General features: G+C 54.2%; 22 protein-coding genes and 1 pseudogene. 14 read left to right on the top strand and 9 right to left on the bottom strand.

The window, feature by feature from the left end; all coding sequences use genetic code 11:
• Window positions 1-32 precede the first annotated feature (32 nt).
• The 7 genes from ampG to DCH402_RS15295 all read left to right on the top strand — a co-directional run bounded on the left by ampG (window position 33) and on the right by DCH402_RS15295 (window position 8398).
• Entirely contained in the window at window positions 33-1502 is a 1470-nt protein-coding gene (ampG, locus tag DCH402_RS15265; RefSeq protein WP_040002054.1) for a muropeptide MFS transporter AmpG, read from the top strand.
• A gap of 565 nt (window positions 1503-2067) precedes the next feature.
• On the top strand, window positions 2068-3021 hold the full coding sequence (gene cyoA / locus DCH402_RS15270) for a cytochrome o ubiquinol oxidase subunit II (RefSeq protein ID WP_040002056.1): 954 nt from the start codon (window positions 2068-2070) through the stop codon (window positions 3019-3021).
• 20 nt (window positions 3022-3041) lie between these two features.
• Window positions 3042-5033, top strand: coding sequence for a cytochrome o ubiquinol oxidase subunit I (gene cyoB / locus DCH402_RS15275; protein ID WP_040002057.1), 1992 nt, complete (start codon window positions 3042-3044; stop codon window positions 5031-5033).
• Complete coding sequence (locus tag DCH402_RS15280) at window positions 5023-5637, top strand: cytochrome o ubiquinol oxidase subunit III (RefSeq protein WP_012770747.1); 615 nt, start codon at window positions 5023-5025, stop codon at window positions 5635-5637. The genes cyoB and DCH402_RS15280 overlap by 11 nt, the downstream gene beginning before the upstream one ends.
• Complete coding sequence (locus DCH402_RS15285; protein WP_040002059.1) at window positions 5637-5969, top strand: cytochrome o ubiquinol oxidase subunit IV; 333 nt, start codon at window positions 5637-5639, stop codon at window positions 5967-5969. Before DCH402_RS15280 ends, DCH402_RS15285 begins: the two co-directional genes overlap by 1 nt.
• A 16-nt stretch (window positions 5970-5985) precedes the next feature.
• Window positions 5986-6876, top strand: a complete 891-nt coding sequence (cyoE, locus tag DCH402_RS15290; RefSeq protein ID WP_027712834.1) for a heme o synthase — start codon at window positions 5986-5988, stop codon at window positions 6874-6876.
• A gap of 148 nt (window positions 6877-7024) precedes the next feature.
• Window positions 7025-8398: an MFS transporter gene (locus tag DCH402_RS15295; protein ID WP_040002060.1), complete on the top strand. Its 1374-nt coding sequence runs from the start codon at window positions 7025-7027 to the stop codon at window positions 8396-8398.
• A 154-nt stretch (window positions 8399-8552) separates the two neighbouring features.
• On the opposite strand, the gene DCH402_RS15300 is transcribed toward DCH402_RS15295, so the two are convergent.
• Window positions 8553-9044: a YajQ family cyclic di-GMP-binding protein gene (locus tag DCH402_RS15300; RefSeq protein WP_040002062.1), complete on the bottom strand. Its 492-nt coding sequence runs from the start codon at window positions 9042-9044 to the stop codon at window positions 8553-8555.
• Between the two features lie 167 nt (window positions 9045-9211).
• Between DCH402_RS15300 and panE the strand changes: the two genes are divergently transcribed.
• Both panE and yajL read left to right on the top strand, forming a co-directional pair.
• Window positions 9212-10132: a 2-dehydropantoate 2-reductase gene (gene panE, locus DCH402_RS15305; RefSeq protein ID WP_040002063.1), complete on the top strand. Its 921-nt coding sequence runs from the start codon at window positions 9212-9214 to the stop codon at window positions 10130-10132.
• Window positions 10095-10691, top strand: coding sequence for a protein deglycase YajL (gene yajL / locus DCH402_RS15310; RefSeq protein WP_040002064.1), 597 nt, complete (start codon window positions 10095-10097; stop codon window positions 10689-10691). The genes panE and yajL overlap by 38 nt, the downstream gene beginning before the upstream one ends.
• Window positions 10692-10755: 64 nt before the next feature.
• Here yajL and thiI read toward each other — a convergent pair whose 3' ends face one another.
• The gene (gene thiI, locus DCH402_RS15315; RefSeq protein WP_040002065.1) at window positions 10756-12204 is read right to left on the bottom strand and encodes a tRNA uracil 4-sulfurtransferase ThiI; all 1449 of its coding nucleotides are present in this window, start codon (window positions 12202-12204) and stop codon (window positions 10756-10758) included.
• Window positions 12205-12467: 263 nt separating this feature from the next.
• Here thiI and xseB point away from each other — a divergent pair, with 263 nt between their 5' ends.
• The 3 genes and pseudogenes from xseB to dxs all read left to right on the top strand — a co-directional run bounded on the left by xseB (window position 12468) and on the right by dxs (window position 15512).
• Entirely contained in the window at window positions 12468-12716 is a 249-nt protein-coding gene (gene xseB, locus DCH402_RS15320) for an exodeoxyribonuclease VII small subunit (protein ID WP_040003640.1), read from the top strand.
• On the top strand, window positions 12713-13624 hold the full coding sequence (gene ispA / locus DCH402_RS15325) for a (2E,6E)-farnesyl diphosphate synthase (RefSeq protein ID WP_040002067.1): 912 nt from the start codon (window positions 12713-12715) through the stop codon (window positions 13622-13624). Before xseB ends, ispA begins: the two co-directional genes overlap by 4 nt.
• Window positions 13625-13650: 26 nt before the next feature.
• A pseudogene (gene dxs / locus DCH402_RS15330) lies at window positions 13651-15512 on the top strand (1-deoxy-D-xylulose-5-phosphate synthase).
• Window positions 15513-15597: 85 nt separating this feature from the next.
• On the opposite strand, the gene pgpA reads toward dxs, so the two are convergent.
• The 6 genes from pgpA to nrdR all read right to left on the bottom strand — a co-directional run bounded on the left by pgpA (window position 15598) and on the right by nrdR (window position 19790).
• The gene (gene pgpA / locus DCH402_RS15335; RefSeq protein WP_040002069.1) at window positions 15598-16110 is read right to left on the bottom strand and encodes a phosphatidylglycerophosphatase A; all 513 of its coding nucleotides are present in this window, start codon (window positions 16108-16110) and stop codon (window positions 15598-15600) included.
• Complete coding sequence (gene thiL, locus DCH402_RS15340; RefSeq protein ID WP_040002071.1) at window positions 16091-17065, bottom strand: thiamine-phosphate kinase; 975 nt, start codon at window positions 17063-17065, stop codon at window positions 16091-16093. The genes pgpA and thiL overlap by 20 nt, the downstream gene beginning before the upstream one ends.
• 60 nt (window positions 17066-17125) lie before the next feature.
• The gene (gene nusB, locus DCH402_RS15345; RefSeq protein ID WP_012770760.1) at window positions 17126-17545 is read right to left on the bottom strand and encodes a transcription antitermination factor NusB; all 420 of its coding nucleotides are present in this window, start codon (window positions 17543-17545) and stop codon (window positions 17126-17128) included.
• 22 nt (window positions 17546-17567) lie between these two features.
• Complete coding sequence (gene ribH / locus DCH402_RS15350; protein WP_040002073.1) at window positions 17568-18041, bottom strand: 6,7-dimethyl-8-ribityllumazine synthase; 474 nt, start codon at window positions 18039-18041, stop codon at window positions 17568-17570.
• 121 nt (window positions 18042-18162) lie between these two features.
• Complete coding sequence (gene ribD, locus DCH402_RS15355; protein WP_040002075.1) at window positions 18163-19275, bottom strand: bifunctional diaminohydroxyphosphoribosylaminopyrimidine deaminase/5-amino-6-(5-phosphoribosylamino)uracil reductase RibD; 1113 nt, start codon at window positions 19273-19275, stop codon at window positions 18163-18165.
• Window positions 19276-19340: 65 nt separating this feature from the next.
• Complete coding sequence (gene nrdR, locus DCH402_RS15360; RefSeq protein ID WP_012770763.1) at window positions 19341-19790, bottom strand: transcriptional regulator NrdR; 450 nt, start codon at window positions 19788-19790, stop codon at window positions 19341-19343.
• A 461-nt stretch (window positions 19791-20251) separates the two neighbouring features.
• On the opposite strand from nrdR, the gene mgtA reads away from it, so the two are divergent.
• Window positions 20252-22963 carry a magnesium-translocating P-type ATPase gene (mgtA, locus tag DCH402_RS15365; protein WP_040002077.1) on the top strand — a complete coding sequence of 904 codons (2712 nt, stop codon included), beginning with the start codon at window positions 20252-20254 and terminating at the stop codon, window positions 22961-22963.
• 178 nt (window positions 22964-23141) lie between these two features.
• Window positions 23142-23711, top strand: coding sequence for a SadB/YajI family lipoprotein (locus DCH402_RS15370; RefSeq protein WP_040002079.1), 570 nt, complete (start codon window positions 23142-23144; stop codon window positions 23709-23711).
• 125 nt (window positions 23712-23836) lie between these two features.
• Here the strand turns inward: DCH402_RS15370 and secF are convergent, their stop codons facing one another.
• Window positions 23837-24808: a protein translocase subunit SecF gene (gene secF / locus DCH402_RS15375; RefSeq protein WP_012770766.1), complete on the bottom strand. Its 972-nt coding sequence runs from the start codon at window positions 24806-24808 to the stop codon at window positions 23837-23839.
• Window positions 24809-24817 lie beyond the last annotated feature (9 nt).

Genomic DNA, 24817 nt, shown 5'->3' on the forward strand with positions numbered 1-24817 from the left:
CCCTCTTCAGGGCAAGGGAAAAGGACCTCAACATGTTCAGTCGTCTTTTTTTGCTTTTCCGTGAACGTAACAATACCGCACTGCTGATTTTAGGGTTTGCTTCAGGTCTCCCCCTGGCACTCACCTCCGGCACGTTACAGGCATGGATGACGGTGGAAAACATCGATCTGAAAACCATCGGGTTCTTCTCCCTAGTGGGCCAGGCTTATGTCTTCAAGTTTCTGTGGTCACCGCTGATGGATCGCTACACGCCACCGTTTATGGGGCGCCGCCGCGGTTGGTTGCTGGTGACGCAGTTGTCGCTGGTGGCGGCGATCATCTTCATTGGTACGTTGAACCCGTCTCAACATTTATGGTGGCTGGCGCTATTGGCGGTCATCATCGCGTTCTGTTCCGCCTCGCAGGACATCGTATTTGATGCGTACAAGACCGATTTATTGCTACCAGAGGAACGCGGCAGCGGCGCGGCTATTTCCGTGCTGGGCTATCGCCTGGCCATGTTAGTCTCCGGCGGTCTGGCATTATGGATTGCCGATCGTTTTCTCGGCTGGCACGCCACCTACTGGTTGATGGCAGCCCTATTGTTGCTGTGCACGCTGGCAACCTGGTTATCTCCGGAACCGGTCGTTAGCGAACCCGCGCCACGCTCTCTTGAACAGGCGATCTTCGCGCCGCTGAAAGATTTTTTCAGCCGCAATGATGCCTGGCTGATTTTGATGTTGATTGTGCTGTACAAACTGGGGGATGCCTTCGCCGCCAGCCTCAGCACCACTTTTTTGATTCGAGGAGTGGGCTTCAATCCAGGCGAAGTCGGATTAGTCAACAAGACTCTCGGCCTGTTCGCCACCATCATCGGCGCATTGTATGGCGGGGTGTTGATGCAGCGCTGGACGCTGTTTCGCTCATTGATGTTATTTGGTCTGCTACAAGCCGTATCAAATGCCGGTTACTGGTTGCTGGCTATCACTGACAAACAATTATTCACCATGGCGTCGGCGGTATTTCTGGAAAACATCTGCGGCGGCATGGGAACCGCTGCGTTCGTAGCACTACTGATGGCGCTTTGTAATAAATCGTTTTCTGCAACCCAATTTGCCTTGCTGTCGGCCCTGTCGGCAGTAGGACGGGTATACGTTGGCCCAGTTGCCGGCTGGTTTGTAGAACTGTACGGATGGGCATGGTTCTATCTATTCTCGATTATCATCGCTATTCCAGGGTTGGTCCTGCTGAATATTTGCCGCTCATCACTGGAGCAAGCACAATCAGACGGCGTATTTTTGCAGCGCAACGCCTATCCGCGCCTGTATAAGCTGGCATCCCGCTTGTTTTTCATCGGCTGTACGCTGTTCGTCGGTGGCCTGGTCAGTTGGGGGTTACAAGGATTAGGCTGGCTGGAGAGTTCATACATCAAAAACATACTGATGACGGCAGGCGCGACACTGGCGGCTCTTGCTATTCTGCTTGGCGGCTTGCTTGACTATCTGTCTTCACAGCACAACTAAATCCGCTGGCTATCAATCAATAGCTGCCAGCCCTAATCAGTTTGTGGTGAACGACAACGCTGCCGGGAGCTGAGTTGAACGCAGCTGGCTGCGGCCCTGAAAGGGCGAGACCAGGGAGGAGCCGAGCAATAAAACCAACGCACCTGCAACTTGAAGTATGACGGTATATCGTTAAAAAACATACCGTCATTATCTATTAGCACTTAATTAAGTTATTTTTCTTCCCGAGCGCCTGCCTCTCAAAAACATTTATTTCATTATCCTTAATAATTCGGTCGACCCATTAATTTTTGCAACGTTACAGAAACGAAATATTAACACCAGACTAAAATAATGTTCAGAAAGAGTTGTAATTCCTGAAAAGCGATACATACTTTTTCATAGGCGGTTTACCCACTGTTTTTAAAAGTAATTTTGAAAATTGCATCTCATATGTGACATGTCAGGCAAAAGACGTAAACAACAGACTGACATCTCTTTAATGATGTTTACAGTGCGATAACCTTCCCGTAAAATGCCCGCTCGCGTGAAATGACAATAGAGCCCTTGTAATTGAGGTCGCTAGATGAGACTCAGGAAATACAATAAAATTTTTGGGATGTTGTCTTTAATCGCCGCCACACTGCTTCTCAGTGGTTGCGATATGGCATTGATGAACCCCAAAGGACAAGTCGGGTTAGAGCAACGTTCGTTGATACTGACAGCACTCGGTTTGATGCTGATCGTTGTTATCCCGGTGATCATTATGACGATTGCCTTCGCCTGGAAGTTCAGAGCCTCCAACGAAAAAGCGAAGTACACGCCAAACTGGTCGCATTCAAACAAAATCGAAGCCGTTGTCTGGACGGTCCCTATCATCATTATCCTCATCCTTGGGACAATCACCTGGAAAACCACCCATTCGCTTGATCCTTACAAGCCTCTGGATTCCAATGTCAAACCCATCAATGTTGAAGTGGTGTCTCTTGACTGGAAATGGCTGTTCATCTACCCGGATCTTGGCATCGCCACGGTCAATGAACTGGCATTCCCGACCAACGTTCCGGTCAACTTCAAGATTACGTCCGACACGGTGATGAACTCCTTCTTTATTCCGCGTCTTGGCGGCCAGATCTACGCCATGGCAGGAATGCAGACCAAATTGCACCTTATCGCCAATGAACCGGGCAAGTACGACGGTATCTCCGGCGGCTATAGCGGCAAAGGGTTCTCAGGCATGAAGTTCACCGCCATTGCGACCCCGGATCAGCAAGCATTTGACCAATGGGTTGAGAATGTACGCAAGTCATCCAAGACGCTGAGCACGATGAATGACTTTAACAAACTGGCGCAGCCTACCGAATATCACCCGGTAGAGTACTACTCTCAGGTTCAACCAGAGCTTTTCAGCCAGATCATTAACAAATTCATTGGCAATAATAACATGCACATGCAGCACGGTGCCGAAAGCGAGCCGAAGAAAGAAGAAGGCGCGCAGAATCACCAGGGCATGAACATGAGCGAGCACTCCTCTCATTAAAAGGAGTCGAGGGATAAACGATGTTCGGAAAATTAACTCTTGATGCGATCCCCTACCATGAGCCGATTATCATGGTCACGGTGGCGGCAATCATTGTAGGCGGATTGGCGCTGCTGGCTGCCGTTACCTATTTTGGTAAATGGAAATGGCTGTGGTCCGAATGGTTCACCTCCGTGGACCATAAGAAAATCGGCATTATGTACATCATCGTCGGTCTGGTGATGATGTTGCGTGGTTTTGCCGATGCCGTCATGATGCGTGGTCAGCAGGTGCTGGCCTCCGCCGGTGAAGCGGGTTTCCTCAACCCTCACCACTATGACCAGATCTTCACCGCCCACGGCGTAATCATGATCTTCTTCGTGGCCACGCCGTTTATCGTCGGTTTGATGAACCTGGCGGTTCCTTTGCAGATCGGCGCTCGCGATGTTGCCTTCCCGTTCCTGAACTCACTCAGCTTCTGGCTGTTTGTCGCCGGTGTGGTTCTGATCAACATCTCTCTTGGGATCGGTGAATTCGCCCAGACCGGTTGGGTGGCCTACCCGCCGCTGTCAGGTAAGGAATATAGCCCCGGCGTTGGGGTCGACTACTGGATCTGGAGTCTCCAGATTTCCGGCGTAGGTACCACGCTGACCGGCGTTAACTTCTTCGCCACCATAATGAAAATGCGTGCGCCCGGCATGACTCTGATGAAAATGCCGGTGTTCACCTGGACGGCGTTGTGCACCAACATCCTGATTATTGCAGCGTTTCCAATTCTGACGGTCACCATCGCGCTGTTGACGCTGGACCGCTATCTCGGCACCCATTTCTTCACCAATGATATGGGTGGCAACATGATGATGTACATCAACCTGATTTGGGCCTGGGGCCATCCGGAAGTGTACATTCTTGTGCTGCCTGTCTTCGGTATTTATTCCGAAGTCGTAGCGACCTTCTGTAAAAAACGCCTGTTTGGTTATACCTCGCTGGTATGGGCAACCATCGCCATTACCGTGTTGTCGTTCATCGTTTGGCTGCACCACTTCTTTACTATGGGGTCAGGGGCCAACGTCAACGCCTTCTTCGGTATAGCCACGATGATTATTTCAATCCCGACCGGGGTGAAAATCTTCAACTGGTTGTTCACCATGTATCAAGGGCGCATTCAGCCGCACTCCGCCATGCTATGGACCACCGGCTTCATCATCACCTTCTCTATCGGTGGTATGACCGGGGTACTGCTGGCCGTGCCGGGCGCCAACTTTGTGCTGCATAACAGTCTGTTCCTGATTGCCCATTTCCATAACGTGATTATCGGCGGCGTCGTATTCGGTTGCTTCGCCGGGATTACCTACTGGTTCCCGAAAGCATTTGGCTTCACGCTGAATGAAACCTGGGGTAAACGCGCTTTCTGGTTCTGGATCATCGGCTTCTTTGTGGCCTTCATGCCGCTGTACGTACTGGGCTTCATGGGGATGACCCGTCGTCTGAGTCAGCAGATCAACCCGGAATTCCACCCACTGCTGGTGGTGGCCTCTATCGGCGCCGGTCTGATCGCCTTGGGCGTCCTGTGTCAGCTCATCCAGTTTGCCGTCAGTATCCGTGACCGCGACCAAAATCGCGATCTGACGGGTGACCCATGGGGTGGCCGTACGCTGGAATGGGCAACATCATCACCGCCGCCGTTCTACAACTTTGCTATCGTACCGCATGTTCAGGAGCGCGATGCCTTCTGGGAAAGCAAGGAAAAAGGCGAAGCCTATCGCAAACCGGCGCAGTATGAAGAAATTCATATGCCGAAGAATACCGGTGCAGGCGTAATCATCTCCGCATTCAGCTTGGTGTTTGGTTTCGCGATGATCTGGTACATCTGGTGGCTGGCGATTATCGGTTTTGTGGGCATGGTTGCGACCTGGATCGTCCACAGCTTTAATCAGGACGTGGATTACTACGTACCGGTTAAAGAGGTCGAACAAATCGAAAATCAAAACTTCGATAAACTCAGCAAGGCAGGCGTGAAAAATGGCCACTGATACATTAACTCATCACAATGCAGCCCATGCCGAGCATGGGCACCACGACACCGGCGCCACCAAGGTCTTCGGTTTCTGGATCTATCTGATGAGCGACTGCATCCTGTTCGGGATGTTGTTCGCCACCTACGCCGTACTGGTTAACGGCACAGCTGGCGGCCCGACCGGCAAAGAACTTTTCGATCTGAAGTTCGTGTTGGTAGAAACCTTCGCCCTGCTGTTTAGTAGTATTACTTACGGCATGGCGATGATTGCCATGAACAAAGGCAACAAAAGCCAGGTTAACGCCTGGCTGGGCCTGACCTTCCTGTTTGGGTTGGTGTTCATCGGCATGGAAATCTACGAATTCCATCACCTGATTGCGGAAGGCGCCGGCCCTGATCGCAGTGCGTTCTTGTCCGCATTCTTTGCTCTGGTCGGCACTCACGGTATCCACGTGACTTCCGGTCTGATCTGGATTGCCGTCATGATGATTCAGGTGTCGAAGTTCGGCCTGACCAGCACCAACAAAACCCGTCTGATGTGCCTGAGTCTGTTCTGGCACTTCCTTGATGTGGTATGGATTTGTGTCTTCACTGTTGTTTATCTGATGGGGGCGATGTAATGAGTCATTCCACACACGATCATGCAGGTGCCAGCCACGGTAGCGTGAAGTCCTATCTGGTCGGTTTCGTCCTGTCCATTATCCTGACCGTTATTCCGTTCGGTCTGGTAATGAACGGTTCGGCTTCCCATAACGTCATTCTGCTGGCTGTGTTGGGCTGTGCGGTTATCCAGATCCTGGTTCATCTGGTGTACTTCCTGCACCTCAACACGTCATCAGAAGAGCGCTGGAACGTGGTGGCTATTGTGTTTACCGCCCTGATTATCGCAATTGTGGTGGTGGGATCCCTGTGGATCATGATGAACGCGCACCACAATATGATGATTCAGTAACCGAGCCTTTTACATGATGATTAAGCAATACCTGCAGGTCACCAAACCCGGCATCATTTTTGGCAACCTGATTTCCGTTATCGGTGGATTCTTGTTGGCGGCCAAAGGCACCATCAATTATCCGCTATTTGTCGCGACCCTGATCGGGGTATCGTTGGTTGTTGCATCGGGTTGCGTCTTTAACAACGTTATCGATCGCGACATCGACAAAAAAATGGAGAGGACCAAGAATCGGGTTCTGGTCAAGGGGCTGATTCCGCTGAAAAATACGCTGATTTACGCTTCGCTGTTGGGTATTGCTGGCTTTGCATTACTGTATCTTGCGGCAAACCCGCTGGCCATGTGGCTGGCGGTGATGGGGTTTGTGGTCTATGTCGGCGTGTATAGCCTGTACATGAAACGCCATTCGGTCTATGGCACGTTGATTGGCAGCCTGTCCGGCGCCGCGCCGCCGGTCATCGGTTACTGCGCCGTCAGTAATCAGTTTGATGCCGGCGCGCTGATCCTGCTGTTGATTTTCAGCCTGTGGCAAATGCCGCATTCGTATGCCATCGCGATTTTCCGCTTTAAGGATTATCAGGCAGCGAATATTCCGGTATTGCCGGTCGTTAAAGGTATTTCGGTGGCGAAGCACCATATTACGCTATATATTCTGGCGTTTATGATCGCAACCCTGATGCTGTCGCTGGGCGGTTACGCCGGGTATAAATATCTGGTGGTTGCGGCGGCAGTCAGCGTTTGGTGGCTGGGTATGGCGCTATCTGGCTACAAGCGCCCGAATGACGACCGCGCATGGGCAAAAAAACTGTTCTTGTTTTCCATCGTCGCCATCACCTCATTGAGTGTAATGATGTCGGTCGATTCGATGGCGCCCATGCAGGAAACCTTGCTGACTTACCTGCACTGATATCATCTGTGTACACATCCAGACAGACGGGCCTGCCCGTCTGTTTTTTTATCCCCTCCCCTATTTTGCCAAATACAGAAACAAAGCCGTCGTTTACGCTTTTTCACCTGAACACTAAAATAGCGCCGACTAAATATCAGAGGTAGCAATGAACGATAATCACATGACCCCTGTTGAACAGCGGGCGACATGGGGACTGGGACTGGTTTTTTCACTTCGCATGCTGGGCATGTTTATGGTGCTCCCGGTATTAACCACCTACGGTATGGCCCTGCAGGGCGCCAGCGAATCACTGATAGGGATTGCCATCGGCATTTATGGCCTGATGCAGGCTGTCTTCCAAATCCCGTTTGGGTTGATGTCTGACCGCATTGGTCGTAAACCGCTGATTGTTGGCGGGTTGCTGATATTCGTGCTGGGTAGCGTCCTCGCCGCACTCAGTGACTCCATCTGGGGAATTATTCTGGGCCGGGCGTTGCAAGGGTCCGGTGCTATTTCTGCGGCAGTCATGGCGCTGCTGTCCGATTTAACGCGTGAGCAAAACCGAACCAAAGCGATGGCGTTCATCGGCGTCAGCTTCGGCATTACGTTTGCTATTGCCATGGTGGTCGGCCCGATAGTCACCCATGCGCTAGGTCTGAATGCGCTGTTTTGGGGAATTGCGTTGCTGGCGCTAATGGCTATCGTCATCACTCTGACCGTCATTCCATCAGCCCCTTCCCATGTGCTCAATCGAGAATCGGCGATTGTTCGCGGCGGCGTCGGCAAGGTGTTGGCTAACCCCCGACTGCTCAAACTCAACTTCGGCATCATGTGTCTGCACATTCTGTTGATGTCGAGCTTTGTCGCATTACCGCGAGTGATGGAACAGGCAGGCCTGCCACCGCAGCAACATTGGAAAGTTTATCTGATCACCATGTTGATATCATTCGCCGCTGTCGTGCCGTTTGTCATTTATGCCGAGGTCAAACGCCGGATGAGACAGGTATTTATCGTCTGCGTAATGATACTAATTGCCGCGGAGCTGGTTTTGCTGCAGGCAGGCGCTCATGCATTGTGGCAGTTATTTATCGGCATTCAGTTATTCTTTCTGGGATTCAATATCATGGAGGCGCTGCTACCCTCCCTGATCAGCAAAGAAGCGCCTGCCGGCTACAAAGGCACCGCGATGGGGGTTTACTCCACCACGCAATTTATCGGGGTGGCGATTGGCGGCAGCCTCGGCGGCGCGCTGTATGACCTGCATGGCGCCTCACTGGTCTTCAGCACGGGTGCGCTGTTGGGATTGGTCTGGTTACTGGTCAGCTTTACTATGCAAGAACCGCCGTATTTGAGCAGCCTGCGCATTACCCTGCCGAATGAAGCGCTACGAGATAGCCGGTTATCCGATAAACTGCAACATCACCCAGGTGTGGCGGATGTGGTCATCGTTCCGGATGAATTCAGCGCTTACGTCAAAATTGATCGCAGTAAAACCAATCGACAGCAACTGGAACAATTGGTCAGTCGGGTCGCCGGTTAGTTAACCGCAACAGAGCAAAATGGCTGCTATCAGCATCGCTAATCAGGCCACGCTACGCTGTCCGTCGTCTGAAAAATCTGTCGTCAGAAAAGTATGAGGCACCTTTCGGTGCCTCATGGCGTTAGGACTTGTCATTACCGGCTAAACCGTTGGCTTAATCGCGGAAGTTATTGAACTGAAAGGGTTGCCCCAGGTCAGCACCGCGCACCAGCGAAATCACGCCTTGCAGGTCATCGCGGGATTTCCCGGTAACGCGTACCTGTTCCCCCTGGACCTGGGCCTGAACCTTGAGCTTGCTGTCTTTAATCAGTTTAACGATTTTCTTCGCCAGCGTAGTTTCAATACCTTGTTTCAGCTTCGCTTCCACACTATAGGTTTTACCGCTGTGCTCCATTTCTTCAGGGATTTCCAGCGAGCCGCCTTCAATGCCGCGTTTCGCCAGTTTTTCCCTAATAATTTCAATTAATTGCTTAACCTGAAAATCTGATTCGCTGGTCGCCTTGATGGTTTGTGCTTTTTCATTCAGCTCAAAGCTGGCAGGCACATTACGAAAATCCCAACGGGTATCCAGTTCACGGGTCGCGTTTTCCACCGCATTGCGGACTTCCTGCATGTCGATTTCCGAAACGATATCGAAAGATGGCATAATTTTTTCTCCTGACAATAGCTGCCGAGCATGATAACCGCTCACGTCAAATAAGCAAATTCACCCGACTTCGGCGCACCCATCCCATAAGCAACGGGCAGACGGCAGCGGAATACTTTATGATAAGCCGGACAAACATAAGCTGGCCCCGACAAAGGAAATCGTGGATGAAAATTACCGTTCTTGGCTGTGGCGCCATCGGTCAACTCTGGCTTAATGCGTTGCATCGGCAAGAGCATGATGTGCAAGGGTGGTTACGTATCCCGCAAGTTTCTTGCCAGATTAACGTTACGATGCTCTCCGGCGAGCGTTGTAACCTTAATCTGCCGGCCAACAACACGGAACATCTGGCGCAAAGTGAGTTGCTGCTGGTCACACTGAAAGCCTGGCAGGTATCCGATGCGATTTCCGCTTTACTACCCCGATTACGTCCTGACTGCACCATTCTCTTGTTACACAACGGCATGGGGACTTGGGAGGAGCTGCCGGCAATTAGCCAGCCATTGTTATTGGGCGTCACCACGCACGCGGCACGTCGGGATGTCTCATCGGTGGTACACGTAGCGGCGGGGGTCACCCACATCGGTACGCTCGACCGATCGATATACCGGGAAGAAGATCAAAGCCAACTCGCCGAAACACTGCACCAGGCGCTGCCAGACGTCGCCTGGCATAATCACATCGCCGCCACCTGTTGGTTGAAACTGGCCGCCAATTGCGTGATCAACCCGCTAACCGTGCTGCACCAGTGCACCAATGGCGAATTGCAGGCTTATCCTGAAAAAATAGCGGCGCTCAGTCAGGAAGTGGCGCTGGTTATGGAGCGAGAAGGTTTCCACACATCGACGGAAAGTTTGCTGCTCTATGTAAATCAAATCATCCAGAACACGGCGGCGAATACGTCGTCAATGCGTCAGGACGTGCTGGCGCAACGTCATACGGAAATCGACTATATCACCGGTTACCTGTTGCGCCGCGCCCGCGCTCATGGCCTATCTCTGCCGGAAAACAGCCGCCTGTTCGACTATATCAAACGAAAGGAGAATGAATATGACCGCCTCGGTTCTGGTCTGTCTGGCGCCTGGTAGCGAAGAAATCGAAGCCGTGACAACGATCGACCTGCTGGTCAGAGCGGGGATCCGCGTGACCACGGCCAGCGTTGCAAGCGATGGCGACACCGAGATCACCTGCTCTCGCGGCGTGAAACTGATTGCCGATGCCCCGCTGGTCGCCGTCGCCGACCATGACTTTGATGCCGTCGTGTTGCCCGGCGGCCTGCAAGGCGCAGAGTGTTTCCGTGACAGCCCATTGCTGATTGAACGCCTGCGGCAAACCCATCAGGAGGGTAAAATCGTCGCGGCGATTTGCGCCTCGCCGGCAGTGGTGCTGGAGCATCATCAGTTGTTCCCCGTCGGCAACATGACCGGCTACCCCACCCTAAAAGAACGGATTTCACCGGAAAAGTGGCTGGAAAAACGGGTGGTATTCGATCCACGCGTTAACCTGCTGACCAGCCAGGGACCGGGGACCAGTATCGACTTCGCGCTGAAGTTGATCGACCTGCTGCTGGGCAAGAGCAAAGCAGCGGAAATCGCCGCACAACTGGTCCTGCCGCCGGGGATTTACAACTATCAGGACCCGGCCTGATGCACAAAGACAAAAAGCGCCGGATTACGGCGCTTTTTGCTAGTAGCGAATTCAGGAAATCGCCTCAGGGGCGATACACCTTAACGTTGTTGAACCCTTGCTCACGCAGATACAGCGCCTGCAAGCGGCTCATCACGCCGCGCTCGCAATACAACAGGTAGGTTTTGCTCTGATCCAAATCGCCAAACTGCGTCGCCAGTTTATAGAACGGCAGCGATTTTACCTCAACGTGCTCCACTGCCAACGGGTGTTCATCCTGCTCGTCCGGTGAACGAATATCCAGCAGAACATCGCTCGCAGCAAATGCATCGACCGTTTCCACCTCGGCCACATCCTGCTGAGTTTGCTCGGCAATTTCTCGAATATCGATGTTGCGCGCTTGTGCCACCACGCGTTCGAGAATCGAGAAATCAAACAGGCTTTCTTCGTGCTCGATTTTGGCCTTCACCGCCTTCACCGTCGGGCTTTTTGAGATCACGCCGCAATACTCAGGCATGGTCTTGGCAAAATCTTCAGTCCCCAGCTCCCGCGCCAGACGAATGATGTGTTCTTTGTCGTGAGAAATCAGCGGACGCAGGATAAGCGTATCTGAGGCGTTATCGATCAACCGCAGGTTGGTCAGCGTCTGGCTGGATACCTGACCCAAGGCCTCGCCGGTCACCAGCGCTTCCACGCCATAACGTTCGGCAATCCGCGATGCGGCCCGCACCATCATACGCTTGAGCACCACACCCATTTGGCCGTCGTCCACCTTCTCCAGAATCTCACCGACCACCGGCTCGAAATCAATGGCGACAAAACGCACCCGGTGTGAACTGCCAAATCGGCTCCACAGATAATGCGCCACCTGACGAACACCGATTTCGTGCGCGGCGCCGCCAAGATTGAAGAAGCAGTAGTGCACCCGGCAGCCGCGGCGCATCAGCATGTAGCTGGAAACGCCGGAATCGAACCCACCGGAAATCAGCGACAGCACATCTTCCTGCGTGCCGATCGGGAAACCGCCGATGCCTTCATAACGGCCTTTAATCAACAGCAGGCGATCCTGATCGATTTCCAGATGCACCGTGACCTGCGGAGCAGTCAGGTTAACGCGTGCGCTCTCAATGTACTGATTCAGCCCGCCGCCGACGTAGCGTTCCACATCCTGGGAGCTGAAATCGTGCTTGCCGCGACGCTTCACCCGCACACAGAATGTTTTCTCTTCCAGTTGCTCGCGGTAAGTAGCCAGCGTTTGTTCAAAAATATGGTGGATATCGGTATAAGCGCAATCTTCCACCTCAAGGATATGATGAATACCCGGGATGCGCGTCAACGCATCGCGTATCACTTCACGTTGACTTTCGTCTTTGGCGCGAACCTCGATATGATCCCAGTGACGGACAACCGCCAGCGTTTCATCATACTGTTTTAAAACGTTACGAATGTTACCGGTAAGAATTTTTATAAAGCGCAACCGCACAGATTGGCTTTTGATGGTGATTTCCGGGAACAATTTAATGATAAACTTCATGGCGGCTATCGTTAGTTAATTCTGAAGGCGTAAAACACGGGTACGCGACAAACGCAGATACCCTGAGCGCTAAAATTACGTTATTGGTACCCCCCCCTGTTCAGGGTGGCGTTACCAATAGCATCCAGGGCGCGGAGTATACCACCATATTGCGGTAAGCTGCGCGAATTAAGCGCATAATTGCGCACCATAAAGGCGCTTACCGCGACAATCCGGTGGCGTCGGCGCCGTCAGGCGCGTATAAACAGGATCCGGAAACGAATATGCCGAAAAAAACTGAACAACCCGTCAGCTTTGAAAGCTCACTCGCCGAACTGGAACAGATTGTATCGCGTCTGGAGTCGGGCGAGCTTCCATTGGAAGAGGCGTTGAACGCCTTTGAGCAGGGTGTCCAGCTTGCACGTCAGGGACAAATAAAGCTGCAACAGGCTGAGCAACGCGTTCAGATTTTGCTGAATGACGATGCCGATACCGCCCTGACACCTTTTACGCCGGATGACGAGTCGTTATGACAGATTTTCTCAAGCAGCTTGCAGCACATCATCAGCGCATCGATGCCGCACTCAGCCATTTTATTTCCGCTCTGCCTTTTCAGAGTAGTCCGCTGGTGGCAGCGATGGCGCACGGCGCACTGTTGGGAGGTAAGCGGCTACGCCCATTTCTGGTCTATTCCACCGGCCGGTTGTTTGCTATTGCACAGGGTAGCCTCGACGCACCGGCTGCTGCCGTTGAATGCATTCATGCTTACTCCCTGATTCATGATGATTTACCGGCTATGGACGATGACGATCTGCGACGCGGCCAACCCACCTGTCATGTCCGGTTTGGCGAGGATAAAGCGATTCTGGCAGGCGATGCGTTGCAAACGCTGGCGTTCTCCATTCTGGCCGATGCCCCGATGCCTGGAGTGAGCGACCGTGATCGGGTGGCGATGATTTCCGAGCTGGCCCGCGCCAGCGGCGTGGCAGGTATGTGCGGCGGCCAGGCGCTGGATCTGGAGGCGGAAGGTCTCCGGGTCGACCTACAGACGCTGGAACGCATCCATCGCCACAAAACCGGCGCACTGATTCGTGCTTCAGTGCGTCTGGGTGCATTGGCTGCGGGCGAACGTGGCTGTCTTGCCCTGCCCTACCTTGATCGTTATGCCGATGCTATTGGCCTGGCCTTTCAGGTGCAGGACGACATTCTCGATGTGATTGGCGACAGCGCTACCACCGGTAAACGTCAGGGCGCCGATCAGCAACTCGGTAAAAGTACCTACCCGGCCTTGCTGGGACTTGAACAAGCCCAGAGAAAAGCCCGGGAATTATGCCAGGAATCTCTCTCGGCGTTGAATGAACTGGAAAAAACGCTGGACACGCCCGCAGAAATTGCCCCCCTGCGCGCGCTGGCGAACTATGTCGTTGAACGCGATAAATAATTTTAATACCGCTTGATGAGTATCCGATGACCTTTGATATAGCGAAATACCCCACGCTGGCGCTGGCGGAAAACCCTGAGGAACTGCGCCTGCTGCCAAGGGAAAGCCTGCCTAAATTGTGCGATGAACTGCGACAATATCTGTTGGACAGCGTCAGCCGCTCAAGCGGGCATTTTGCCTCGGGTCTGGGTACGGTCGAGTTGACCGTAGCGTTGCATTACGTTTACAACACGCCTTTCGACCACCTGGTGTGGGATGTCGGTCATCAGGCTTATCCGCATAAGATCCTGACCGGGCGACGTGATCGCATCGCTACCATCCGTCAAAAAGGCGGGCTGCACCCGTTTCCATGGCGTGGTGAAAGCGAATATGACGTCCTGAGCGTCGGCCATTCGTCGACGTCCATCAGCGCCGGTATCGGCATGGCCGTCGCCGCTGAACATGAAGGTATGGGACGGCGAACCGTCTGCGTGATTGGCGACGGCGCCATCACTGCCGGTATGGCGTTTGAGGCCATGAATCACGCCGGCGATATCAAACCGGATATGCTGGTCGTGCTGAACGACAACGAAATGTCGATTTCCGAGAATGTCGGCGCGCTGAACAACCATCTGGCGCAGTTGCTTTCCGGCAAGCTCTATTCCACGTTGCGCGAGGGCGGTAAAAAGGTGTTATCCGGCCTGCCGCCTATCAAGGAACTGGTCAAACGTACCGAAGAACACCTGAAAGGCATGGTGGTGCCCGGTACGCTATTCGAAGAATTGGGCTTCAACTATATCGGCCCGGTGGATGGTCACGACGTGCAGTCGCTGGTGCAAACCCTGAAAAACATGCGCAGCCTGAAAGGCCCGCAGTTGCTGCATATCATGACCAAAAAGGTAAAGGCTATGCGCCGGCCGAACAGGACCCGATCAGCTGGCACGCCGTGCCGAAATTCGACCCGGCCAGCGGGACATTACCGAAAAGCAAAGAAGCGCTACCGACTTACTCCGCCATTTTCGGCGAGTGGTTGAGAGAAACCGCGGCGGCAGACCATCGGCTGATGGCCATTACCCCGGCGATGCGCGAAGGTTCCGGCATGGTCGCGTTTTCGCGTGAATATCCGCAGCAATACTTTGATGTCGCGATCGCCGAGCAACATGCGGTGACCTTTGCCGCCGGGCTGGCGATTGGCGGTTATCGCCCGGTGGTGGCGATTTACTCCACTTTCCTGCAACGCGCTTACGACCAGGTGATTCATGATGTCGCCATTCAAAACCTGCCGGTGTTGTTTGCTATCGACCGCGGTGGCATCGTCGGGGCCGACGGTCAAACACATCAGGGCGCGTTTGACCTCTCGTTCCTGCGCTGTATCCCTCACATGGTGATCATGACGCCCAGCGACGAAAACGAGTGCAGGTTGATGCTACATACCGGTTATCACTATCAACAAGGCCCCTGTGCAGTGCGTTACCCGCGCGGCAATGCGCTGGGCGTGGCGCTAACCCCGCTGGAAACGTTGCCTATCGGTAAAGGCGTCATCAAACGCCAAGGGGTGAAGATTGCTATTCTGAATTTCGGTACTCTGCTGCCGGAAGCTCAGCAGGCGGCCGACGCACTCAACGCCACACTGGCGGATATGCGATTCGTCAAACCGCTGGATGAAGCGCTTATTGCCTCACTGGCCGCCAGCCACGATGTGCTGGTGACGCTGGAAGAAAATGCCGTTATGGGTGGAGCTGGCAGCGGTGTGAACGAATACCTGATGGCGAAGCGCCTAGCCGTTCCGGTGCTCAATATCGGCTTGCCGGACGCGTTTATTCCCCAAGGGTCCCAGGCGGAAATCCGCGCCGACCTGGCGCTGGACGGCGCGGGTATTGAACGCCGCATCCGCGACTGGCTGGCCTGATTGGCATTAACCGTACAGACAAAAAAACCGGGAATCCCGGTTTTTTTACGTTTCGGCAGTTGCTGAATAGCGGTTCCGGCAGCCGCTACATCACATAATGCCCGGCAACATACAACACCGCAGCCGACATCACCCCGGCGACGATATCGTCAACCATAATTCCCATGCCGCCATGAACGTTACGATCAAACCAGCGGATCGGCCAGGGTTTGAAGATATCCAATACCCGGAAAATCACAAATCCGGCAATCACCCAGCCCCAGTGAGTCGACGGCGCTGCCATCAGGGTGATCCACATTCCGACGAATTCATCCCAGACGATGCTGCCGTGGTCATGTACTCCCATATCTTTAGCGGTACGGTGACAAAGGTAAACGCCAATGCAGATACTGAGCATCACCAACAGCGAATAAAGCTGTAACGGTAACAGCATCAACAGATACCACACCGGGATTGCCGCCAGCGAACCGGCGGTGCCGGGCATCCACGGCGACAAGCCGCTGCCGAATCCGGTCGCCAGAAAATGCCACGGATTACGCATCCGCAGACGACGTTTGGCAATCAGCGACCCTTTGTTTTCATGCGCCAAAATGGTCATACCCTTTCAGATTGACTGCCACCGGCTGGCCTGACTGGAAGAAACTTAACCCTTCCGAAGCAGGAGCGATCTGGCCGATGCAGATATAGTTTGCCCCCAGATGACCAATCGCCACCTCCAGCGCGCCCCGGTTGACCTCCGGCACGGTAAAGCACAGTTCATAGTCTTCACCGCCGCCCAGCGCCCAGCGCATCGCCTGATCAGGGTCGCTATGCCGCAACAATGCCTCGGAATAAGGTAACGATTCCAGATTGATGCATGCGCCGCAATCACTGGCTTTGAGAATATGCCCTAAATCAGAGGCCAGGCCATCGGACAGATCGATAGCGGCACTGGCCAGATCACGCAACGCCTGTCCATACAGGATTCGAGGCTGGGGACGTAAATGACGCTGCAACAACCAGTGACGATCATCCGCGTCAGCCACCTGTAGTTGTTGCTGCAAAATAGCCAAGCCGGCGGCGCTATCACCCAACGTTCCGGTTACATAGATCCAGTCGCCGATACGCGCTCCACTGCGCTTCAGCGCCCGCCCCGCCGGCACCAGCCCCTGAATGGTCAACGTCATGCTAAGCGGCCCGCGCGTGGTATCGCCGCCGATCAGTTGCATATCGTAGTAAGAAAGCTGTTCAAACAGACTGTCGCTATAAGCGGCCAGCCAGTCGGTATCAATGCCAGGCAACGTGAGCGCCAGTGAGACAAAGGCCGGGTCGGCACCCATCGCCGCCAAATCGCTCAAATTGACCGCCAAAGATTTGTATGCCAGATCGGCCGGGTCGATATCAGGCAGAAAATGAATGCCGGATACCAGCGTATCCGTGCTGACCGCCAGCAGTTGTTTGTCCGGAATGTTCAGCAGGGCACAGTCATCGCCGATCCCCAATTCAACACCCCGTCGTGAATAGCCCACCCGATTGAAATAGCGGGCAATCACATCAAACTCACCTTGAGCCATACTCTTTCCAGACAGTGCTAACCTAAAAAAACCAAGGCCGGAAAACCGGCCCTGACTGACTTATTTTTTACCCGGCCGCAAATGTGGCCCGGCTTTGTCCAGTACACCGTTGACGAATTTGTGACTGTCTTCGGCACCAAACACTTTAGCCAACTCGATCGCTTCGTTGATGGCAACCTTGTACGGCACATCCTCGCGTTTGCTAAGCTCATACACCGCCAGACGCAAAATAGCGCGTTCGACTTGCCCGAGCTCTTCCAACTGACGAGAAAGATACGGCGCCATCTGGGCATCCAGCTTTTCCGCCTGGGTGGCGACGCCCGCCAGCAACTCGCGGAAATAGGCGATGTCCACGCCTTTGACATCCTGCTCGCTCAGGAACTGGAGTTCAACATCGGCAATATCATTTTTGGACAACTGCCAGGAATAAAGCGCTTGAACCGCACATTCACGAGCGCGGCGACGAGCAGCAGGTTTCACGGAATACCCCTTACAAAATAAATCAGGCTGACTTGATTGAGTGTAATACATTGATCATTTCAAGCGCGGTCAGAGCGGCTTCCGCCCCTTTGTTCCCCGCTTTAGTGCCGGCACGCTCGATAGCCTGCTCAATACTTTCCGTAGTCAGCACACCGAAGGCGACCGGAATGCCGCTGTTCATTGCGACGTGAGACAGACCGGAACTGCATTCGCCGGCAACAAATTCAAAATGGGCGGTACCGCCGCGGATCACCGTACCCAGCGCCACCACGGCGTCATACTTCTGGCTGTTGGCCAGCGCGCGCACGGTCAGCGGCAGTTCATAGGCGCCCGGCACCCACACAACGGTGACGTTCTCTGCTTTCACCTGGCCGATACGTTTGAGCGCGTCCAGCGCGCCTTCCAGCAGGCTGTCATTGATAAAGTGGTTGAAACGGGCAATAGCAATCGCCACGCGGGCATTCGGAGCGGCAACAACACCTTCAATAATGTTCATAGCTTTCCTTTGATTGTTTTACGACCCTGCAGGGGGGCGGATTCTATCATATTCTTCCGGGCACGTATCCGCTTTTGACCCGGTAACGGATATCTGCCGCCTCAACGCGGGCAGAAACGTACTAACGCGGCTTCAGCGTCAGGCGAACATCCGGCCCTATCTGGCAGACATCCGTCATATCGAACATCGGTGCCTGCGACAACTGTTCCAGCCCCGGCAGGATGCACAGCGATCGCGCTGCGTCCCCCAATAATTTCGGCGCCAGATAGACGATCAGTTCGTCCACCACGCCGGCTTGCAATAATGCACCGGCCAGACGAGGGCCCGCCTCCACCCATACCGTATTAATCTGGCGTTTGCCCAGCGTCATCATCAGGCCAACCAGATCGATACCACCGCCATGCAGCGGCATTTCCAGTTGCTCTACGCCATCCGGCCATGACTGTTCATCCTGACGCGCACGCGCCAGCCAGGTCTGCCCCGGTTGGTTCACCAGGCGATGCTGCGGCGTCACGCGCGACTGACTATCGACAATCACGCGTACCGGCTGACGCATCGCACTTTCAGGGTAGAGGCGCTGGGTATCTTCATCCAGCTCAGACCAACGCACGGTCAACGACGGATCATCCGCCAGCACGGTGGCGCTGCTGCTGAGGATAGCCGAACTCTGTGCGCGCAAACGCTGCACATCCTGACGAGATTGCGGCGAGGTGATCCACTGGCTTTCACCGGACGCCATCGCCGTCCGGCCATCCAGCGACGCCCCGAGTTTGAGTTGTACATAAGGGAAGCCGGTGCGCATCCGTTTCAGAAAGCCGCGGTTAATCTTTTCCGCCTGCTCCATCAGGACACCGTGATGCACGGCGATACCCGCCTGTTGTAAACGATGCAAACCGCGCCCAGCCACCTGAGGATTCGGATCCTGCATCGCTGCGACCACCCGCGCTACACCGGCTGCAACCAGCGCATCGGCGCAAGGCGGGGTACGACCATGGTGACTGCAAGGCTCCAGTGTTACATACGCCGTAGCGCCGTGCGCCTTGTCCCCGGCCATACGCAGCGCATGCACTTCGGCATGGGGCTCGCCGGCCTTCTGGTGGTATCCCTCACCGACTATCTCGCCGTCTCTGACTATCACACAGCCGACATTCGGATTCGGCGCCGTAGTAAAACGCCCGAGGCGAGCAAGCTCCAGTGCGCGAGCCATATAGAATTCATCAGAGTATGTAGCCATCCGGTGCTTATCCTGGATTAAGAATCATGTTGGAAGCGCGCGATACGTAAGAAGACTACGCGCCGTTAATCCTGCAGACGGGCGATCTCTTCGCCAAACTCGCGGATATCCGCAAAACTACGGTACACCGAAGCAAAACGAATATAGGCCACCTTGTCGAGCTTTCTTAGCGCATCCATCACCAGATTGCCCACCATTTTGGCCGTCACTTCCCGCTCGCCGGTCGCTCGCAGTTGGGACTTAATATGCGTAATCGCCATTTCCACATCGTCAGAGCTGACCGGGCGCTTTTCCAGCGCCTTCAGCATACCGCTGCGCAGTTTGTCCTCATTGAACGGTTCGCGCACATCATTACTTTTGATCACGCGCGGCATAACCAATTCAGCCACCTCAAACGTGGTAAAACGCTCATTACACACCAGACACTGGCGGCGACGGCGCACCTGAGAGCCCTCTCCCACCAGACGAGAATCAATTACCTTGGTATCCACAGCGGCACAAAAAGGACAATGCATAACGTTTCCAGACCATAGCCTTATTATCTCGGCCTAGTTTACCCCGAATTTCGCTTATAACCCAAATGCCGGCATAACGCCTTTTTTCATCGTCGACATCACTGCGGTTTAGCTTTGATTGAAGTGACTTACGTTAAAGTAGCGCCGCATGCTGGTCATGCTGTGTGTCGGCAGCCGACTGACAAACCTATCGGCGCCGGAATAGCCGGCACGCTAACGGAAACGCCCCGCGTTTCTTCTTTTTCCACTACCGGAGACCCCCTCAATGGGACCTGACCCTAACCCTCATCCAGGGTACTGCGTCACTCACCGGTAAGTCAGCTTTACGCTGCCTTGCCGGTCAACACAGGCAAGGCAGTGGCGTTCATTCCCCCTGCCTTTATAACAAGCCACACGCGGGTGTATTGGCTCTGCGTGCTATTGGGCTGCAGCTTTTCATCGCTGCGGCAGGGAGTATTTTTATGCTGTTTATTCGACTCACAAGACACCTGTTCTCGCAACTTGGTCGTCATTTGCCGCGCCGCTTGTTCCAGCGCGACCTGATGCCAGACGGCAAATTGAACATCAATCAGGCCATGACCGAGGCGATGACGGCACGTTGCCTGCATCTGGCCTATCTTGATGCAACCGCCCTGTATCAGGAATTCGCCAGCCATCCCGAAGGATTATTGCCTGATGAAGTGATGCAGGCGCGGGCGCGCCACGGCGATAACCGCATTCCCGGCGAGCAACCCCTGCCCTGGTGGCGGCACTTATGGCGTTGCTATCGCAACCCGTTCAACCTGTTGCTGACGCTGCTGGGAATGATTTCTTATGCCACGGAAGACCTGACCGCTGCGCTGGTCATCGCGCTAATGGTGCTCATTTCCACGCTGCTCAATTTCATTCAGGAAGCGCGTTCCGGTAAAGCGGCCGATGCGTTAAAAGCAATGGTCAGCAATAAGGTGACGGTACTGCGCAGCGATGCCCACAACGGTTATAGCGACTATCAGGACATCCCGCTGGACCAACTGGTTCCGGGCGATATCGTTAAACTGGCGGCAGGCGATATGATCCCAGCCGATCTGCGCATTTTACAGGCTCGCGACTTGTTCATCAGTCAGGCGTCGCTGACCGGCGAATCGCTGCCGGTGGAAAAAGTCGCGAACAGCCGCCAGAGCGAGCCGGCAACCACACTGGAATGCGACACGCTCTGCTTTATGGGCACCAACGTGGTCAGCGGCACCGCACTGGCAATGGTGATAGCCACCGGCCGCCACACCTGGTTTGGTCAACTGGCCGGCCGGGTAGCGCAAAACCCCAGTGAAATAAATGCCTTCCAGCAAGGTATCAGCCGCGTAAGCTGGTTACTTATTCGCTTTATGCTGGTAATGACGCCGATCGTCCTGTTCATCAACGGCTACACCAAAGGTGACTGGTGGGAAGCCGCACTGTTCGCGTTGTCGGTCGCCGTCGGTCTGACGCCGGAAATGCTGCCGATGATCGTCACCTCGACGCTGGCGAAAGGCGCGGTCAAACTGTCGCGCCAGAAAGTGATCGTCAAACGCTTAGATGCCATCCAGAATTTCGGCGCGATGGATATCCTGTGTACCGACAAAACCGGCACGTTGACGCAGGACAAAATCGTACTGGAATGCCATACCGATGCATTTGGTCATACCAGCCAGCGAGTGCTGCGCCGCGCCTGGCTAAACAGCGCCTACCAGACCGGGTTGCGCAATCTGCTGGATCAGGCGGTATTGGCAGGTATCCCATACCAGGAACAACAAGCCGAGCTGTCGCGCTGGCGAAAAGTGGACGAAATCCCGTTTGATTTTGAACGCCGCCGTATGTCGGTCGTGGTGGCGGAAAACAACCATGAACACCTGTTAATCTGCAAAGGCGCGCTGGAAGAAATCCTCAGCGCCAGCGCTCAGGTGCGCCATGCTGAACAATTGCTACCGCTGGACGCCGCCTTACTCTCGCATATCCGTCATTTAACGGATGATTTGAATCGTCAGGGGCTGCGCGTGGTGGCCGTCGCCAGCAAGCTCATGCCCGCCGATCGTCAGGATTACGGCCGGGTGGATGAATCCGACCTGATTCTGGAAGGCTATATCGCTTTTCTCGATCCGCCGAAAGAGAGCACCGCGCCGGCGCTAAAAGCGCTGAAGGACAACGGCGTGATGGTAAAAATCCTCACCGGCGATAGCGAACTGGTGGCGGCTAAAGTGTGCCGTGAAGTGGACATCGAACTGACCGGCGTACTGACGGGCCGCGATATCGATGCGCTAAGCGATGAACAACTGGCGCAAGCAGCCCGCGACACTACGCTATTTGCCCGTCTCACGCCGTTACACAAGGAACGTATTGTGCGCCTGCTGCGCTCGGAAGGGCACGTGGTCGGCTTTATGGGCGACGGTATCAACGACGCGCCGGCGCTGCGAGCGGCGGATATCGGTATTTCGGTGGACTCGGCGGTGGATATCGCCCGTGAAGCGGCAGACATTATCCTGCTGGAAAAAAGCCTGATGGTGCTGGAAGAAGGCGTCATCGAAGGTCGCCGCACCTTCGTCAACATGCTGAAATACATCAAGATGACCGCCAGTTCCAACTTCGGTAACGTCTTCAGCGTGCTGATAGCCAGCGCTTTCCTGCCGTTTCTGCCGATGTTGCCGCTGCATCTGTTGATCCAAAACCTGATGTACGATATTTCGCAGATAGCAATCCCGTTCGATAACGTGGACGACGATCAGGTCAAAAAACCACAGCACTGGAATGCCGGCGATATCGGTCGCTTCATGGTATTTTTCGGTCCGATCAGCTCTATTTTCGATGTGCTGACCTTCTCGCTGATGTGGTGGTTATTCCACGCAAATACAGCAGAGGCACAAACCTTGTTCCAGTCCGGCTGGTTTATTGAAGGGCTCCTCTCACAGACGCTCATTGTGCATATGATCCGTACCCGACGTATCCCGTTTATCCAGAGCCGTCCATCCTGGCCGGTGATGGCGATGACGCTATTAATCATGGCGACAGGCATTGGTCTGGTGTTCTCGCCGCTGGCGGGTTTCCTGCAACTACAGGCGCTCCCGCTAAGTTATTTCCCGTGGCTACTGGCGATTCTGAGCGGTTATCTGCTGCTTACTCAGGCCATGAAAGACTTCTTCGCCCGTCGCTACGGCTGGCAATAACGATAACCGATGCAGCGGTGAATAACGGCCGCTGCATCGTGACAGTTCTCTCGATTCAGCTTGTTCTGCTTATCTTTTTCCTGAAATGTCATCCACTATAAGGGACAACGACCCGTGTCTAAACTGGCACGGATTAGCTTATGAAACGGCCCGCTACGGTCTCAGGGAGAAACAGGCCATGACTGTTTACCACCGCGTTATTCCGCTGTTATCCGTCATCATGTTGCTCGCCGGATGTGCGCAACCACAAACTACCCACGTCAAAAACGAATTAGGGCAGATCAACCAGAAACTGCATGACCTCACAGACCGGGCGATCGCTCTGGAACAGCAAAATACATTGAATGCCAATTCCACGTCTGGCGTGTATCTGTTACCCGCAGCGCGAAACCGGGCGTTGCTTGAGAGCAGCATCGGCAAGTTAAGTCTGGAAATCAGCAAAGTTGAACCGGAAGCTAACGGCACTCGCGCATTGCTGACTATTCGCACCATGAACACGCTGGCCTTACCCGCTTTTCGGGCAACACTTGACTGGGGGGCGCTTGACCCGGTCAGCGGCAAGCCATTGACCGGCGATATGCAGACACAGGTGATCACGTTCTCGCCGGCTTTGACGCCGGTTTCAGAAACGACGATAGAAATACGACTTTCCGGCCTGACGCCCGAACAGTTGGGTTTTGTGCGTATGCATGATGTGATGGCGGAGCCTGAACCGCGCCACAGCGCTCCGAATCCGTCCGCCCCCTAAAGCAGCGCCAGCATTTATTCTCTATTCACGAACAATCACCACCTCCCGGAGCGGTGGTTTAGGGCTGATAAAAAAACCCTGCCGGTTGGCAGGGTTTTGATTGCACCATCAGCATTCAAAGAAGGTTACGGCAGCAATGACGGCTGGTCCGCACCCTCTTTTTCCACTTTCTGCACCAACATGTGCTCGCGTTTCATACCCAACTTGAGCGCCAGTGCGGAAGCGACATAAATAGAAGACACCGTACCGATAGCCACACCAATCAACATTGTCAACGAGAACCCTTTCAACATTGCACCGCCGAACAGGTACAACATCAGGATCACCACCAACGTCGTTCCCGATGTGATCAAGGTTCGGTGCAACGTTTGGGTCAACGACACGTTGAAAATTTCGTAAGGCGTTCCACGGCGGATCTTGCGGAAGTTTTCACGAATACGGTCAGACACCACAATGCTATCGTTCAGCGAATAACCGATGACCGACATCAGCGACGCCACAATCGTCAGGTCGATTTCAATATCGAACAACGACAGTATGCCCATCGTGATGATCACGTCGTGCGCCAACGCAATCACCACCCCGGCAGCCAGACGCCATTCGAAACGAAAGCCGACGTAGACCAGAATACTGATTAACGCCGCCATCAACGCCATGGCGCCATTCTGCGCCAGATCAGCCCCTACGCTCGGCCCAACGAATTCAATGCGCTTAATCGCTGCATTCTGACTGGTTGATTCGTTGATCACGTTAACTACTTTGCTGCCGAGAGCCTGACCGCCGGACTCATCGTGAGCAGGCGGCATACGTACCATAATGTCGCGGCTGCTGCCGAAGTTCTGTACCAGCGGATCCGCAAAACCGGCTTTCTGCAGCGCTTCACGCATCTGCTCCAGATCCACGGATTTTTCCAGCGAAATCTCGATAACCGTACCACCGGTGAAATCCAGCCCCCAGTTGAAACCACGCACGCCCATCACGGCGATAGACAGGATCAACAACAAACCGGACAAACCGAAAGCCCAGTAGTCCCAGCGCATAAAGTCATAAACTTTACGGCCGTAGTTCAATTGTTCAACAGTATATTCCTGTGCCACAACGCACTC

This window comes from Dickeya chrysanthemi NCPPB 402 (genome assembly GCF_000406105.1).
GTDB lineage: Bacteria > Pseudomonadota > Gammaproteobacteria > Enterobacterales > Enterobacteriaceae > Dickeya > Dickeya chrysanthemi.

Coding starts and splice junctions, on each gene's coding strand:
- ampG (WP_040002054.1), top strand. CDS start 33: ATGTTCAGTCGTCTTTTTTTGCTTTTCCGTGAACGTAACAATACCGCA.
- cyoA (WP_040002056.1), top strand. CDS start 2,068: ATGAGACTCAGGAAATACAATAAAATTTTTGGGATGTTGTCTTTAATC.
- cyoB (WP_040002057.1), top strand. CDS start 3,042: ATGTTCGGAAAATTAACTCTTGATGCGATCCCCTACCATGAGCCGATT.
- DCH402_RS15280 (WP_012770747.1), top strand. CDS start 5,023: ATGGCCACTGATACATTAACTCATCACAATGCAGCCCATGCCGAGCAT.
- DCH402_RS15285 (WP_040002059.1), top strand. CDS start 5,637: ATGAGTCATTCCACACACGATCATGCAGGTGCCAGCCACGGTAGCGTG.
- cyoE (WP_027712834.1), top strand. CDS start 5,986: ATGATTAAGCAATACCTGCAGGTCACCAAACCCGGCATCATTTTTGGC.
- DCH402_RS15295 (WP_040002060.1), top strand. CDS start 7,025: ATGAACGATAATCACATGACCCCTGTTGAACAGCGGGCGACATGGGGA.
- DCH402_RS15300 (WP_040002062.1), bottom strand. CDS start 9,044: ATGCCATCTTTCGATATCGTTTCGGAAATCGACATGCAGGAAGTCCGC.
- panE (WP_040002063.1), top strand. CDS start 9,212: ATGAAAATTACCGTTCTTGGCTGTGGCGCCATCGGTCAACTCTGGCTT.
- yajL (WP_040002064.1), top strand. CDS start 10,095: ATGACCGCCTCGGTTCTGGTCTGTCTGGCGCCTGGTAGCGAAGAAATC.
- thiI (WP_040002065.1), bottom strand. CDS start 12,204: ATGAAGTTTATCATTAAATTGTTCCCGGAAATCACCATCAAAAGCCAA.
- xseB (WP_040003640.1), top strand. CDS start 12,468: ATGCCGAAAAAAACTGAACAACCCGTCAGCTTTGAAAGCTCACTCGCC.
- ispA (WP_040002067.1), top strand. CDS start 12,713: ATGACAGATTTTCTCAAGCAGCTTGCAGCACATCATCAGCGCATCGAT.
- pgpA (WP_040002069.1), bottom strand. CDS start 16,110: ATGACCATTTTGGCGCATGAAAACAAAGGGTCGCTGATTGCCAAACGT.
- thiL (WP_040002071.1), bottom strand. CDS start 17,065: ATGGCTCAAGGTGAGTTTGATGTGATTGCCCGCTATTTCAATCGGGTG.
- ribH (WP_040002073.1), bottom strand. CDS start 18,041: ATGAACATTATTGAAGGTGTTGTTGCCGCTCCGAATGCCCGCGTGGCG.
- ribD (WP_040002075.1), bottom strand. CDS start 19,275: ATGGCTACATACTCTGATGAATTCTATATGGCTCGCGCACTGGAGCTT.
- nrdR (WP_012770763.1), bottom strand. CDS start 19,790: ATGCATTGTCCTTTTTGTGCCGCTGTGGATACCAAGGTAATTGATTCT.
- mgtA (WP_040002077.1), top strand. CDS start 20,252: ATGCTGTTTATTCGACTCACAAGACACCTGTTCTCGCAACTTGGTCGT.
- DCH402_RS15370 (WP_040002079.1), top strand. CDS start 23,142: ATGACTGTTTACCACCGCGTTATTCCGCTGTTATCCGTCATCATGTTG.